The 15221-nt window shown below is 37.6% G+C and carries 17 protein-coding genes and 2 pseudogenes; all 19 read right to left on the bottom strand.

Going from position 1 to position 15221, the window contains the following annotated elements:
• Positions 1-339: 339 nt before the first annotated feature.
• A complete protein-coding gene (locus BOD01S_RS12085) occupies positions 340-771 on the bottom strand; it encodes a hypothetical protein (RefSeq protein WP_233153208.1) in 432 nt (143 codons plus the stop codon).
• A gap of 4 nt (positions 772-775) precedes the next feature.
• The gene (locus tag BOD01S_RS22980; protein ID WP_036150281.1) at positions 776-1702 is read right to left on the bottom strand and encodes a polymorphic toxin type 47 domain-containing protein; all 927 of its coding nucleotides are present in this window, start codon (positions 1700-1702) and stop codon (positions 776-778) included.
• A 489-nt stretch (positions 1703-2191) separates the two neighbouring features.
• Positions 2192-2563 carry a hypothetical protein gene (locus BOD01S_RS12095; RefSeq protein WP_036150282.1) on the bottom strand — a complete coding sequence of 124 codons (372 nt, stop codon included), beginning with the start codon at positions 2561-2563 and terminating at the stop codon, positions 2192-2194.
• A 29-nt stretch (positions 2564-2592) separates the two neighbouring features.
• Entirely contained in the window at positions 2593-2778 is a 186-nt protein-coding gene (locus BOD01S_RS22590) for an EndoU domain-containing protein (protein WP_081977851.1), read from the bottom strand.
• Positions 2779-3260: 482 nt separating this feature from the next.
• A complete protein-coding gene (locus BOD01S_RS12100; RefSeq protein WP_036150283.1) occupies positions 3261-3992 on the bottom strand; it encodes a hypothetical protein in 732 nt (243 codons plus the stop codon).
• A gap of 4 nt (positions 3993-3996) precedes the next feature.
• Positions 3997-5181 (bottom strand): annotated as a pseudogene (locus tag BOD01S_RS12105) (T7SS effector LXG polymorphic toxin); the annotation flags it as partial.
• 288 nt (positions 5182-5469) lie between these two features.
• Positions 5470-5907 carry a hypothetical protein gene (locus tag BOD01S_RS12110; RefSeq protein ID WP_036150287.1) on the bottom strand — a complete coding sequence of 146 codons (438 nt, stop codon included), beginning with the start codon at positions 5905-5907 and terminating at the stop codon, positions 5470-5472.
• Between the two features lie 360 nt (positions 5908-6267).
• Positions 6268-7503, bottom strand: coding sequence for an IS110 family RNA-guided transposase (locus BOD01S_RS12115; protein ID WP_036150288.1), 1236 nt, complete (start codon positions 7501-7503; stop codon positions 6268-6270).
• Positions 7504-7649: 146 nt separating this feature from the next.
• Positions 7650-8426, bottom strand: a complete 777-nt coding sequence (locus tag BOD01S_RS12120) for a recombinase family protein (RefSeq protein ID WP_036150290.1) — start codon at positions 8424-8426, stop codon at positions 7650-7652.
• 417 nt (positions 8427-8843) lie between these two features.
• Positions 8844-9095: a hypothetical protein gene (locus tag BOD01S_RS12125; RefSeq protein WP_036150291.1), complete on the bottom strand. Its 252-nt coding sequence runs from the start codon at positions 9093-9095 to the stop codon at positions 8844-8846.
• Positions 9055-9912: a hypothetical protein gene (locus tag BOD01S_RS12130; protein ID WP_088321783.1), complete on the bottom strand. Its 858-nt coding sequence runs from the start codon at positions 9910-9912 to the stop codon at positions 9055-9057. Before BOD01S_RS12130 ends, BOD01S_RS12125 begins: the two co-directional genes overlap by 41 nt.
• A gap of 94 nt (positions 9913-10006) precedes the next feature.
• Positions 10007-10324, bottom strand: coding sequence for a hypothetical protein (locus BOD01S_RS12135; protein WP_036150292.1), 318 nt, complete (start codon positions 10322-10324; stop codon positions 10007-10009).
• Positions 10325-10345: 21 nt separating this feature from the next.
• Positions 10346-10630, bottom strand: a complete 285-nt coding sequence (locus BOD01S_RS12140; RefSeq protein ID WP_244887311.1) for a hypothetical protein — start codon at positions 10628-10630, stop codon at positions 10346-10348.
• Between the two features lie 329 nt (positions 10631-10959).
• Entirely contained in the window at positions 10960-11157 is a 198-nt protein-coding gene (locus tag BOD01S_RS12145; RefSeq protein WP_036150296.1) for a DUF4926 domain-containing protein, read from the bottom strand.
• A 14-nt stretch (positions 11158-11171) separates the two neighbouring features.
• Positions 11172-12188 carry a DUF6883 domain-containing protein gene (locus BOD01S_RS23710; protein ID WP_407656000.1) on the bottom strand — a complete coding sequence of 339 codons (1017 nt, stop codon included), beginning with the start codon at positions 12186-12188 and terminating at the stop codon, positions 11172-11174.
• A gap of 51 nt (positions 12189-12239) precedes the next feature.
• Positions 12240-12500, bottom strand: a pseudogene (locus BOD01S_RS23995) (T7SS effector LXG polymorphic toxin); the annotation flags it as partial.
• Positions 12501-12618: 118 nt separating this feature from the next.
• A complete protein-coding gene (locus BOD01S_RS12155; protein WP_036150139.1) occupies positions 12619-13095 on the bottom strand; it encodes a hypothetical protein in 477 nt (158 codons plus the stop codon).
• 23 nt (positions 13096-13118) lie between these two features.
• Positions 13119-13919 carry a hypothetical protein gene (locus BOD01S_RS12160; RefSeq protein WP_143815083.1) on the bottom strand — a complete coding sequence of 267 codons (801 nt, stop codon included), beginning with the start codon at positions 13917-13919 and terminating at the stop codon, positions 13119-13121.
• A 550-nt stretch (positions 13920-14469) separates the two neighbouring features.
• Positions 14470-15072 (bottom strand): pentapeptide repeat-containing protein, encoded by a 603-nt coding sequence (locus BOD01S_RS12165; RefSeq protein WP_052124651.1) that lies wholly within the window; start codon positions 15070-15072, stop codon positions 14470-14472.
• Between the last annotated feature and the right edge of the window lie 149 nt (positions 15073-15221).

The following is a 15221-nucleotide window of genomic DNA, read 5'->3' on the forward strand; positions in this document are numbered from 1 at the left end:
CAGCTAAAAGACTTCTCTCCCGATTATATACTTTTTAGGATTTCTCCTTCGTCAGCTTCAGCGTTTTCTCAAAGAAACCTTTATCTTTTCACACTACGTGCATGAAGATATAAAAGTTTGAAAAAGCACTTGTCGTCTCTTATAGACAATCAAGTGCTTTAAGTTTATAGATTTTCTAAGTTTATTAACATTCGCAAGTTTTATAAGGTTTTCTATTGTCTCAATTATTTAAGTCAGTGCAAAATAACCAATTAAGGTCGATAGAGTTACTTAAAAACCTCTGACCATTCCTTTATCCAAATCTCACAATGGAAGTTCAGCCCTCTTGCCGCCTAATTTTTATTTTAAGTTCGTTAGTGGATCTTTTGCAGAACCTGCAACCTCTATTACATACCAATTTACTGCAATAAGAAAATCTGATTTTTCATTTGATACAAAGTACTCCATACCATACGAGTTTTCCATTAGTTTTCCTATCAACTTAGCATCCTCCACTACAACAACTGTATTCTTATCACGACTTTCTTGATCAAAGAAAATATAAGCAGGTTCACTTTTTAAGTATTTTGAGTACGAATATTCATTTTCCTCCAATGGGATATTCAGAGTTTCTTCGCCAATCGATAAGTGTCCAGTAATTTTAAAAGGTTTATAGATATCGATTATTCTTTTAATAAATTGTTTAGAATCATTCTCATCCAATATAACTATATCTATACCTAAATTACTGCTAGTTTGAAGTAATTCCTGTATATTTGGTTTGTCATTCATATACTCATCTCCTTGTAGCTGGAACATCATCTACAAAAATATGTCCCCTAGTTCTATTAGCACCTTTTCCAGGTGTTTGATAACCGATGTGTGGTTGATGTGGTCCTTCCCCCAGAGCTCCGTTAGGTTTAACATTATTCCATTTTGGTATATCCATGTTTACATTGGCTCCTCCTGATCCTGACCACTCTACCGGTATACTTTTACCGTTAGCATCTTTCCCCCACTTTGTTACTATAAATTGATCTCTTGAAAAACCTGTTCGCTTAAATGCTTCATCGATTCCATCCTTATAAGACTTACCAGAGCCACGTAAATCCAAATCTTTCGTTGGATCGAATCTCCAATTATTACCTAATAAATCTTTACCCGTATTCCCCTTATCAACAGCCTTACCTGCATCCCTCGCAGCGCCTGCAACGTCCCCTGCCTTATCCAATAGCTTCACAGGTTTAAAGAGGAAAGAACTCAACGCCTGAAAATATTCACTATTCGATGCATTCGGGTCAAGGATAGTTTTCATGTCCTCTGCAAAGAAATCATACGTGGCCATAGCATATGGCGCCAGCCCATCCGGTGTGCCTGAGCCATTTCCCCCAAGCACCTTCCGCATGCCTTCATAGGTAATCTCTTCCTTCGCCGAATAGGTACCAGGTGAGGACGGGCTGCTAACATCCATGCCTTCTGCCTGCTTGGCCAGTGCGGCATAGATTTCCTCCAGATCTGGATCGCTGCTTTTGCTTACCTGCTGCACCGTTTCACTTGTTTGATTCCCTCGAGATAAGTTCCCTAAGCCGAGCATCACCGGGCCATACGTTGGGTAGGACTTTTGCGCAAATCCGCCAAAGCCAAATCGGATTGGCGCCATATTAGATAAGGAAGCCTGCAGCATCAGAGTAAGCTGATTCTGTTCATGCAGCGCATAGGCCACACTGCCGACTCCTGGACAGCTATTGCATCCCAGGAGTCGGCAGTGTTCAGGAGAATTTACAGCGCCATTATAATAGAATCTTTTGATATGTCCTACTATATTATTACCTAGAATTTTCTCGTTAACTTTTTGCTATCCCTACTTATATCTCCCCAAGATGTTCTCTCTTCAATTACTCATAATTTTCTTCTAGCTCCATATTAAAGTAAAGCCTCTTAAAGAGTATTACCATCTGGGTCTCTTGATTTTTAAATAAATCATTTTTTTGATGTCTCGCTCAAATTCCAGTTGCTTAAACGTAAATTAACACAAAAAACCTTGAAAAGCATTTAGCCAATCAAGGTTCGATTCAAAATCAGAGTAATTTTTCACCACATAAAACTATTATCATAAACATGATGCCCGAGATTATATTTTCATAGTTTTACAGTACTTTTATTGAATAGATTGTACAGAAGAGCCCATTCTTATTTAGTATATATATTATAATTACTCCAACCCGAATGAATTTTTAACTTCTTTCAAAAGCTCATTAATTTCATATAGCTGTTCAGATTGGTTTAATATATAATTTCTGCTTTTAGCAACCAAAAAATCATAAAGCCGCAAAAAATCTAAATATCCTATTGTATCTTCTGCTACTACGGGATATTCCATAATTAAGGCAACTTCATTTTCTTTGCAGCGAAACTCATCCCACTCTTCAAAATCACTATAAAATAATATATGGATATTCTCCATACCAAATCCCGTTCTATTTTTAAATTCATTTAAAACTCTAATATACTTCTCCACTGCCATATTCCTAAAAAAGGTTTCCATAAACTCTTTTATCTCTTCATTTGTATCTATTTGTAACATTATACCATCACATCCTATGCATTAATTTATCAATCAAAAGATGGAAAGAAATTAGTTATTTTACCATCATCTATTAACCCAGTGAATCTTATCCCATTTGGAGCATACCCTACAACTTGTCTACCCACAATTCTATTTGAATCAATAGCTTCTTGCATTGCTTCTTTACCACTTTGAATTATCTGCTCATCAGAATAAATTTGTGGATCATACACAGTTTTGGGTCTTTAATATTTCTAAATTGACCTGAAGGTACTAAATTTCCATCTGGACCATATTTCATTGATGGGAGCCTGTAATTTATCTCATACAATCCAGGCAATTGAGGATGCTTTAATGGTTCCCCGACAATCAAATCATCAATATTTACACCAGTCTGCCTTAATGTATCATAAAAATGATTAACTAAATAATCCTTATCTTTTCAACCTATATATATGAAAATATAAAAAAGCACTTGTTACTCGCAATAAATAATCAAGTGCTTCTAGTTTATATATTTTTTAGTCTGTTCGGTGCTTATGAAACCCTAAGGTAGGTTTGACTAACCCAAAGGCATGTTGACTGTTCTAAGCCTTCCTGCTTTATTATCAAAATTGTATCCCTTGATGGTCTCGCTTCATGAGCTATTAATATTCAAATATAAAGATGGGTAGCCCGTCCATTATTATATAGTATATTGGTTATTTTTAAAATTTCACAAATAGTCAACTACATTTAATACAGTGTCTTTTAACGCAACATAACTTACTTCATTATAGGGTAACACTTCTTCGTAAATTTCTAAAAATGCTTTTTTTAATTCTAATTCTTCATGTTGAGTTAAATCCTCTTCGTTCTCCATTTTCTCAATTAATTCAAAAAATCTACCTAGAATTTCACATAAATTCGATTCAATATTTTCACTTACATCTACTTGGTAAAATGCATCAGGTAGTAAATGGTTGCTGGCTTGATAAATTAAAATTCCTCTCATCTCATTATTCTGTAAAATAACGGAAAGGTCTGAGGTTATCTTTATTTCAATAGAGACGCCTGCTCTATCCCATTTTTCAGAATGGGATAGTAAAATATCCTCTTCACTATAGTACTCAGAGAAATCTGATAAGTTACAGTTAAAGTTTCTTTCTTCACTTATTTTGATGTTTCCCTCTCTCTTTTCCCATAAGCTTTCATCTAATTTTCCACTTTTCACTATTATTGGTTCGTTTAACTTTATTACGGCTCCTGTAAAATTCAAATCTTCCTTATTAAATAAAATAGTATTTGAATCAGACCATAGCCAATCAAAACTTCCATAACTTTTATTTTTTAATTCTTCAATCTCCCTGTAATCTTTCTCTTTACCAATCCATATAATTTGGCTCGATAAGTACCACCTTACATCAGAATTACTGATAATTTGTTTATTATTAAAATTTATTTTCATATTTTCATGGTAATATTTGCGTAGCAGGCGGCATGGTCCCCCCACTTGGAGTTGGAATAGTTCCATTTACAATTGCGTCATGTGTAACGGGCATTCCTGGGTCTGTCGGTTTACCACCAAAGATGGCAGCACCACTTTCTCCTCTTGCTCCATCTAGCCCATAACTTGTAATTGTGTTCCCCTTTGAACTGCCTCTACTCTCAACTATTACTACATTTCCTCCCTTCATATAAATTAGGTTCTGTGAATTATTACCTGCAATATAAACCGAATCCGGATTGGATAATATCTCTAGTTCCTTTTCTTTTCCAAGCCTTCCATGATAATTTCTTGCGTATTTAATTTTCCCTTCAGCGGCTTTTTTACTAATATCATTTGCTGACTTAGCTTGTTTTTCAAACCCTTTTGGTATAGTACCTTTATCCGTACCCTTATCAACAGCCTTCCCTGCATCCCTCGCAGCCCCTGCAACGTCCCCTGCCTTATCCAATAGCTTCGCAGGCTTAAAGAAGGTAAACCCGATAGCCATTGCTTTTTCAACTGCTGTTGCTTCTGGGTCCAGTATGGTCCGAATATCCTCCGTAAAGAAATCGAATACATACTTGGCAGATGGCCCCACAGATTTGGCATATAGCGCCAGCCCGTCCGGTGTACCTGAGCCATTTCCCCCAAGCACCTTCCGCATCCCTTCATAGGTAATCTCTTCCTTCGCCGAATAGGTACCAGGTGAGGACGGGCTGCTAACATCTATGCCTTCTGCCTGCTTGGCCAGTGCAGCATAGATTTCCTCCAGATCTGGATCGCTGCTTTTGCTTACCTGCTGAGCAGCTATCGCCATGCCCAGGCTGGACCGTGAAGCCATCGCAAACCAGGTATCAGCGGGGAAATCGACATCTGTCAACCCCGCCTGGAACAGCCCTTCGATGTTTTTCACCCATTCTTTCATCGACTGAATACTTGTTTCAATGGGGAGCAGCTGTGCCGTCTGCGTGCTATCAAATGTATGTAGCGCTTCTACCGTATCGTCCCGCTTCGTTTTGGCATCCGCAATACTTTCATGGACAAGCGTATCATCGAGCTTCGGCAGGCCGACAATATCGGCCACCTCGTCCATAATGGCATCGGCTTCGTCTATCAGCGTTGTCGTGATATCGGCGCTCGCTGTGAGTCCTTCCTCTACCTTCGTCTCAAGGAATTCCTCTACATCAACTCAAGCAACCAAAGTAGCTGCACACCTTACAATAATCAGGCATCATACAAAATATACTTGGTGGATATATACTGATGATAATGATTATATCTAACTCCCTTTTTTATATTATCAATTGAGTTTGCTAATACATAAATTTGAGGGCATATAGTAATTAAAAGGGAAACTAAAAAAACATGGATCTGGTAGAATACCTGATCCATGCCCAACAAGTTACTTACCGAAATAATTCTGCCTAACCTTTCTCTAATTTGTATCCCGTAACTCTTAAAGCTCTTCTTTCTCTATAAAATCTACTTCAATTACTTTATAAGTTTTTTGAACCGGAGCTCCTCCAAATGCTTGAAGTATTTGACTAATGGCTTTAAATAAACTCATCTCAACGGTAATCCCTTTTCCTTTGAACATCTGTTCATCATTAGTAAAAATCTCAACCTTATAGCTTGATCTATCATAAAATAAGGTGAATTTACACTCCATCTCTTCTAACCAAGTTATTAAATCTGTCATTGAAGGAATCCATATTCCTCGTTTGTATACTTCTTCCTCACATAGTAAAGTAGTTGAAGGGACAATTCTTCCCCCAGCTATCCAAGTAGCATTTTCGTACTCATAAATATCTTGCGGATACACCTCATCAGCGTACTCAGGCCTTTTAAATCCTAGTTTAAATAGTTTTTCAGCCTCAGTTCTTGATAAAGACATTTATAATCCCCTTCCGTTATTTTATTTTTATTACTGTTCCAGTTGAGCTTTTATGTTTATCTAAAATGTAATTCCCATATTTATCACTATCAGCTACCCAATGAAGTTCTTTTCCGCCCTTTGCTTCCTTAAATACTTTAAAAGTAGAATTTGCATGCCCAGTTGTATCTTTGGCCCACCATAAGCCTGTCTTTGGATCTCGGTACGCAGTAACTATGCCACCATTAAATTTGTATTTTAATGTTTTATCTGCAGTTGTTTTAATATCCCATAATGTTGTAGTATTCTTTGTAGATTTACCTGTACCCTATGTTGTAATCTTAAAAGCTATAAATAAAAAACAACCTATCGAAACCCCTATTAAACTACTTCCTTCTCTTTTATTATCGGCATTTCATAGGTTGTTTTATGCTTCATCATTCCATAGATAATGTTCACCAGCCTTCTCATAATACAAACCAACGCTTGTCCCTTTGTCTTACCTTCTTTAAGCTTTCGTTGGTAATAAGTATGGAAAACTGGATTCCTAGGCAGCTTACTCCCCTTTGCTACTTGCACTTGCTGGACTGCTAGGTTGTAAAATAAAGCATGCAGCGCCCGATTTCCCTGTTTGCTTTTTTGTTCCTTGCCTTTCCCACCAGAACCAAAATAAACAGGCGCAATCCCCGCAAATCGTGCTAATTTATTGGCATTAGGAAAGCGCCTTACATCACCTATCTCGGCAATTAATGCGGAAGCTGTCACAAGGTCAATACCTGGCATGGAGTCTAGTTGAAAGTCTAGTAAGCTCATTAACTCTTTTAATTCTCTTTCCACCTTGCCTATTTCCTGCTTTCCAAACAAAATGTGGCGCACAATGCTTTCTACCAAAAAGTTTCGCGTTTCCTGATATTCTTTTGTTGTGTTCCCATCTTCTATTACTAGCTTCAATATTTCATTCGCTTTTTTCACCGAACAAGTATTATGGCTCACTTCTAATAAGAAGGTGGTCAATTGTTTTATACTCACACCTTCTAAACAAGACGGTGATGGGTACCGTTCCCAAAATGCCAAAGCTGTTTTTCCATCTACTTCGGAGAAAAACTTCTTATAGCTTGGATAATGGTGGCTCAATTGAATATGCAGTTGATTCTTCAAAGCACCTTGTGCCTTTACTAATGCATTTCTTCTAGTGACCAATTGTTGTATCGACCAATATAAATCATGTGGTTTAGCATCTGGTAATTGGTCAAGTTTATTTACCAATATGCGTGCCACACATTCTGCATCCCAGCTATCACTCTTTTGTGTGGTCATATGGCTTTTTCGTTCAGCGTATGAAAGTGCTGGGTTTACTTCTTTTACAACCTGTCCATGGTCGGTTAAAAACTGTGCTAACGATCGTCCATAGCCTCCAACATCTTCTAAGCCAAATACAGGCGTCAATCCATCATCTATAAGTTTATCAATGTCCAATAAAAAAGTTGAGAACGCAGACGGTTTATTTTCAAACTTTATTTCATCCAGCTTCTCCTGCCAACAATTAATAATCACTGCCACATGGTGTTGTTTATGCAAGTCTACTCCGACATACAAGTGTTTCTGTTTTTCGTGCATTTTCCCATCTCCTATTCAATTAAATGAAAATGCCGGCAACCTTAGTTCGAGCGTTCACCAACTGGGCGCATTGGTACGAAAGCCTATCCATTTTCATCGTTATATGAAGATATATAAGTAAATGAGCACCTTTTTTAAGTAGCCCTTCAAATTATTGCAGGGTGTTGCCCATTTGCTTGTATTTTTCCATATTTATATATCCCTTGATAAAAACTCTCTCTGTCTAAAATTCTTTTCACTTGTACTTTCGTAAATGCTTTACTTTGTGTTGTTTGATAACCTTCATCATTTAAGGCTTCTGCCAACCTAGACAGTGACCATTTCCTATGTAGCTGTTTAAGCTCAAACAACCGTTTAACAACTTCTGCATGCCCGTTATGTATCTTTAGTTCCTTTTCACCCTTTTGTTTCGTATAACCAAATGTTGCCCTTCCTCCTGCATATCCACCTTCCTTTGCCTTTTTATTTCTTCCTTTCGTTAGCTTCAGCGCTATTTCAAGTCGTTGATATTGGTCTAATAATTCCATTAATCCATTGACCAAAAAATCATTTGGGTCTTTCTTATGGATACTGTAAAAGGGTTGTTCAATGCTTTTAATGTCACAGCCGTATTTTTTCAACTCTCGCTGTATCAATACCTTCACAATATCTGACCGCCATAATCGGCTTGTTTTCAGCACCACCACATAATCAATTTGGACAGACGAAAGGTGAGCCAACATTTCCTGTAAGCCCACCCTGTCAATTTCTAATGCTTCTTCATTCAGTTTTGCACCACTAATTCCTTCATCTCTAAAAATCTGTATCAAGTTCAAGCCATGTTCTTTACAGTATGCTTTAATTTCATCTTCTTGATATTTCAAGCTATATCCATCTTTTGCTTGCCCTTGTGTCGAGACGCGTATATACCCAACAACGTTCAACTTCTTAACCTCCCGTTACGAAAATTAAAATTTATGTAACGCTTTTTAAACGAATAGCGAGTATTATACGACCGTCTCTAGTAAATATACAACCCAAAATATAAATGCCAAGGCAATAAAACAACTCTCTTTCACGTTACCCATTGTTTATCGCCACGAGCTTTGTCATTCTCGTTAGTTTGTTAGCCAATCCTTGTCATAACTACCCCTGCTATGTAAAATGTCATCTCGCCTAATTCTCGTTATTGTTCAGTTCATCCAACTGTTAACACGATACTCCATGATGGTACTACCATCATGAGCTCTCGATTCTCAAACAATTCATTTTTTTATTATCTCAATCAATTATCAGCTGTCTTTAAAAAAAATAAAGTAAAAAACCTTGAAAGGCATAAAGCCAATCAAGGTTTAAACTCCTTAGGATTCAAATGTCATTTTCTCAGGAAATACACCGCCTTCCTTAACTAGAAATCTTGCCATTCTTTGAGCCGCTCTATCGAAGTAAAATTGACTTGAATGATTTGGGTTGTTAATCGGTTCTAATTCGGAGAACATTCTAGTTTCTTTGTTTAATTCAATCTTTCCCATTATCTCTTCTTTTGGACCGAATCTATAAATCACAACTGATTCATCCTCGTAGTCTTTCAAGAGTAAAACAAAAGCTCCCATTTATAATCACCTCTAACGGACGACCTGACCTAATAGCAGCGTCGTGAGCAGTTTCATAGTTTGTCTTAAATATACCTTCAAACCTTGACTCAAACAATTCATGATTCAATAAATCAATGTCTTTCGAGTTGTAAGTGCCTTGCTGTAATCTAGTCCATGCTTGAGCAATTTCATAATCAGGGTCAAACCTTCCATTTCCACTTGACTTGATATGTTCATTATTAAATACATGGTCTTTGATGCGTTGAATTCGAATTTCTGAAATTCCTGTGTTCTTTGAAATCGCCTGAACATCTGAAGTTGATGCTCTTATACTATCATACATTTTCGATGCTTCAGCTTCTTGACGGAAATATTCATCTACTGAGAGGTTATTACGACCTCCAGTTTGAACATTACCCGTACCCTTACCACCAATCTTCTCATCCAGCTTCTTGGCCATCTGAACAGTGGCTTTCTTTAAGTCCTGTGTGACCTCACTTACTGTCTTCGGGACTTTTATGCTGCCTAGCGGTGTAGCCGCTTCATATCTAAGAGGTGTTTTAACATCCCCTAATTTTTTCGTGTAATTTTTATAGTACGTATAACCCTTCTGCAGTGGAGACTTGATATAATCGTCGTACACTTTCTTGGGAACTTTTTTTACCTTGTTCGGGTGAAGGATATTCTTTACTTGATCCATCAATTCTTTACCCGTGTTAATGGTCCAACTTTCATGAGATTTCAGATCAAATATTAGATTACTTTTTAACCACAAACTTCTTTGAGTCAAGAAAAAACCTTGAAGGGCATAAAGCCAGTTAAGGTATGATAACAATCACATTATATAAGTACCAACTACTTCACCTACTGATTATCGGTGAGAATATCATAATTGGTTTTTATACTCTTTCTAATACATTAAGGCTATTTTAAAGTAACTCCACTCCAACTTGTTTATAAAATTTAACTTTTAATTTCTCTTCTTCCCCCACATTTATTACCATAACTTTGTCATCTTTTTTTATACTTGTTACATTATTTAAATCACCTGTAAATACTTTAGAATCATTAAATGTAATACTTAGACTACACGTTTGTTGATATACATCTAAGGTTAAAATCACCTTGAAATTTTGGTCATCTTTGTAAGTATAAATTAATTCTCCATCATCTATATTGCCTGTTATACTCACTGGCTCACTTTGAAAAAGTTCTAATAGCTCATATTCATCATACTTTATAAACATTCATATTCATCCTTTTATTAATTATTTCGGTATAACTGTGATAACATCGCCTGCTTCATTTATAATTACTTTGACATCCTTTGTTTCATGAACGTACGTTCCACTTCTATTACCAGGAGTCTTTTTCGTATTCATTATAGCGTCTTCAATAACTGAAGGTGGAATATTTCTTGGATCAACATATTTTTTGATAAAGTCACTAAATTCTTTTATTTGTGGTTTATATCCTAATTTTTCAGCTTTTTTAATTGCTCTACTTGTCAATGTAGCTTTTACTTCAGGAGTATCAGGTGCCATTCTTTCCAAAGCATGTTGAGAATAATTTCTTCCATTTATTTCTCCTCCGCCTTTTGGGAAACTCCAACCAATTTCACCCGTACTCTTATCAACGGCCTTCCCTGTGCTCTTTACATCATCAACAGCATCTGCTATTCGTTTAACGAAATAAAGGGTAAATCAGACACACATTTCAAAGGCGCTGCACGTACGGCTTAATTCGTAAAAACATAATATGGAGCTTACAGGGGCTACTACATATTCTCTGTCTAAAAAATGAATTATTCGTCACTGGGAAGCCCCACAACAAAAAGAGAAACCTTGAAAGGTATTAAACCAATCAAGATTTCATCATAAAATTATATTAGTTTAGCTATCTGATTTGAGAGATAAACCCCTTGGTACTTCACTCTACCTTCTTCATCGACAAACTCAACTTCATAGGCATTATTAGGTGTATCATAAACCATTATTATGGTGCCTATATCCCCTTTTTTTATCCCCTCGTGAGGGTCATCTTCTAAAACTTTAACAGTTTCGTATACATCAAAACTCATTGTCTTGTCTTCACCTACTTTACAAATAGTGTAGTCATTTCAGGTGTATTTGAGCCACTTTTAATAATCCACCCTGTTCTAACTGTAGCAGTTTTACCGTTTGGACCTTTTATTAACATATCAACAGTATATCTTTGACCGTATTGGTCTGCTTTTCCTAATGTAGCAGATGTGTTAGCTAGATTTTTCTGAATTTGTTCCATTAGTTGACTAGCATTAGATTGATTATAACCTAAAGCACTCTCAAATACTTTTGCTTTATTCCCTCCAACTGGATGATTAGGATTTAAAGCATAATCAGTTAATTTCCTAGGGTCTATTGTAGCTTTATTAAAGTTAGGAATAGCATTATCTATACCCTTATCAACAGCCTTCCCTGTGCTCTTAACATCATCAACAGCCTCTACAGCCTTCCCTGCATCCTTCGCAGCCCCTGCAACGTCTCCTGCCTTATCCAATAGCTTCGCAGGCTTAAAGAAGGTAAACCCGATCGCCATTGCTTTTTCAACTGCTGTTGCTTCTGGGTCCAGTATGGTCCGAATATCCTCCGTAAAGAAATCGAATACATACTTGGCAGATGGCCCCATAGATTTGGCATATAGCGCCAGCCCATCCGGTGTGCCTGAGCCATTTCCCCCAAGGACCTTCCGCATCCCTTCATAGGTAATCTCTTCCTTCGCCGAATAGTTATTAGGTGAGGAGGGACTGCTAACATCCATGCCTTCTGCCTGCTTGGCCAGTGCGGCATAGATTTCCTCCAGGTCTGGATCGCTGCTTTTGCTTACCTGCTGCACCGTTTCACTTGTTTGATTGCCTGGTGATAGGTTCCCTAAGCCCAGCATCACAGGGCCATACGCTGGGTAGGACTTTTGCGCAAATCCGCCAAAACCAAACCGAATCGGCGCCATATTGGATAAGGAAGCCTGCAGCATCAGAGTAAGCTGATTCTGTTCATGCAGCGCATAGGCCACACTGCCGACTGGTGCCTGCTGGGCAGCTATCGCCATGCCCAGGCTGGAGCGGGAAGCCATTGCAGACCAGGTATCTGCTGGGAAATTGACATCCGTCAAACCCGCCTGGAACAGTCCTTCGATGTTTTTCACCCATTCCTTCATCGACTGGATACTTGTTTCGATGGGGAGGAGCTGTGCCGTCTGCGTGCTATCAAATGTATGTAGCGCTTCTACCGTATCGTCCCGCTTTGTTTTGGCATCTGCGATACTTTCATGGACAAGCGTATCATCGAGCTTCGGCAGGCCGACAATATCGGCTACCTCGTCCATAATGGCATTCGCTTCGTCTGTGAGCGCTGTCGTGGTATCAGCGCTCGCTTTGAGCCCTTCTTCTACCTTTTGGCTTCTATGGGTTACTCATATTCTCCGTATAAAAAATGTACTATTGGTCACTCTCCTACAAAAATAAAACCTTAGAGAATGTCTATATCCCTAAGGTTTATATAATTTATTCCTGTGTTAGAGGTGTAATAAAACAATTATCTATTGAAAACCTGTTTAAAAAATCCAATGCTTCTTGAGTTACAACTAACTCACCTTTCGGTGATAAACAGAAATGATGTCCTGACCAGTTTTTGAAGTTCTCTTCTTCCACTTCAATTTTACCAAGCGGAATAAATCTGCTAAATGCAGGTATTTCCTTATTTGGATACATATCTATAAATTCATCTGACGTTGTAATCAAACACTCTTCAAGTTTGTAATCTATAAAATCACTATTCTCTAATTCTGTTCCAAGTTTACTTGACACGATGAAGGTTGGTGTTGACTCTAAAAGGTCATCTCCTAGCCATCCTTCAAATTCATAATGTAAATATTTTAACTTTCCTGATATACCCTTTATTGTCATTTCCTCTTCTGTCCCATAAATGGTATATTCACCATGACCACCTGATACTTCTGGTTCTAAAAAATATAATATCATTAGTTACTCCTCCTACCACAAACTTACCTTTTTACTGGCGGATTAAAATTTTCACCATATTTCTTATCTAACTCTATCATATAACTTATTACTTCTTCTTTTGTAGGATTTGGATTATTTCTATAAAATCTATTCCAATCCCTTCTTATTTTTGATAAATGTATATCACTGTTTATTTCTTTTGGTATCCCTCTCAGGTTTTCTAAAGCGTGTATTTCTTCAAGTGTAAATAAATTAGGATGTCTTTTTGAAATTTGTTGCTCTATTGCATGATGAACCACAACACTACCTTTAAGATCAGGATATTCATTAAAGAATGTCTTTTTATAGTCCTTAATATTTTTGCCTTTTTCTATACCCTTAGTTTTATCAACGGCCTTCCCTGTATCCTTCACATCATCAACAGCCTTACCTGCATCCCTCGCAGCACCTGCAACATCCGCAGCCTTATCCAATAGCTTCGCAGGCTTAAAGAAGGTAAACCCGAAAGCCATTGCTTTTTCAACTGCAGTCGCTTCTGGGTCCAGCATGGTCCTGATGTCTTCGGTAAAGAAATCAAATACGAACTTGGTAACTGGATCTACTTCACTCGATGCACCAGAGTTCCCGTTTCCGCCCAGCACCTTCCGCATCCCTTCATACGTATCCTCTTCCTTCGCTGAATAGGTATTAGGTGAGGAGGGACTGCCAACATCCATGCCTTCTGTCTGCTTGGCCAGTGCAGCATAGATTTCCTCCAGGTCTGGATCGCTGCTTTTACTGATCTGCTGCACCGTTTCATTTGTTTGATTGCCTCTTGATAAGTTCCCTAAGCCCAGCATCATCGGTCCATACGTCGGGTAAGACTTTTGCGCAAATCCGCCAAAACCAAACTGGATCGGCACCATATTAGATAAGGAAGCCTACAGCATCATAGTGAGCTGATTCTGTTCATGCAGTGCATGGGCCACACTGCCGACTGGTGCCTGCTGGGCAGCTATTGCCATGCTCAGGCTGGAACGGGATGCCATCGTAGGCCAGGTGTCGGCAGAGAGGCTGAAGAATTTACAGTGCTATTATAATAGAATCTTTTGATGTGCCATACCATTTATTCCCAATAAATTTCTCATACTCGTTAACTTTTTGCTACTCCTACTCATAACTCCCTAAGATGTTCTCTCTTCAATTACTCATATTTTTCTTCTAGCTCCATATGAAAATTAAACCTCTTAAGGGTATTATCATCAGGAGCTCTTGATTCTCAAATATACCATTTTCTTGATGTCTCGCTGAAATATCAGCTGCTTACACATAAATTAAAACAAAAAACCTTGAAAGGCTTAAAGCCAATCAAGGTTATAATTAATATATTTAAAAAGTTATTTTGCTCTTATTTCAATTGCTCATCACTTCTAACCATTTTCTAGCTTCTTCACCTATTAGAATATTTGGTCGTTCTGGCGTCCCAATATTAATACTTTTAATAAAAGCCTCTTCTAACCCTCGAACCCCTGTTAGTTTAGCTCCTTTTAGCAATACTTTTTCAAACGTCGATTCGCTTACGTCTACATTTTGAAGGTTTGCATTACGAAAATCCGCCTCATCAAAAAGACCTGCTACTAAATTAGCTTCTGATAGATTAGCTTTAACAAAAACTGTTTCAATACATTCACTATCAGCAAGTCTGGCAGCTTTAATATTGGCATTTGTGAAGTCTACATACGAGACATTAGATTTACAAAAGTCTGCTTCTTCTAAATTTGCAGATATAAAAGTTGATGAACATAGTAAAGATGCCGAGAAATCCTTGTTATTTAAATCCATGCCATCAAAGATACAATCTGTTATATACGCTTGGTTTAGTGGATAATGGGACAGATCCACATTTCGCAAATCAATCTCATCGATACCTAGCTTTTCTCCTTGATTCCCAATAGTTTTAATCCAAAGACGGTGTAACTCTAATTGAACGATAACTTCTCTCATATCAGCTATCATATTAACCTCCCTTATGAATACCAAATAACACCATTTGATACTCCAGCTTTCTCTATTGCCTATTTTAATTGCTCCCCATGTTCGGTAATCATGTCCCGTACATCCACAATTACATTATAATTTTTTCAAGTTCTTTATTAATACCTTTC

It is taken from the genome of Lysinibacillus odysseyi 34hs-1 = NBRC 100172, assembly GCF_001591965.1.
Lineage (GTDB): Bacteria > Bacillota > Bacilli > Bacillales_A > Planococcaceae > Lysinibacillus_B > Lysinibacillus_B odysseyi.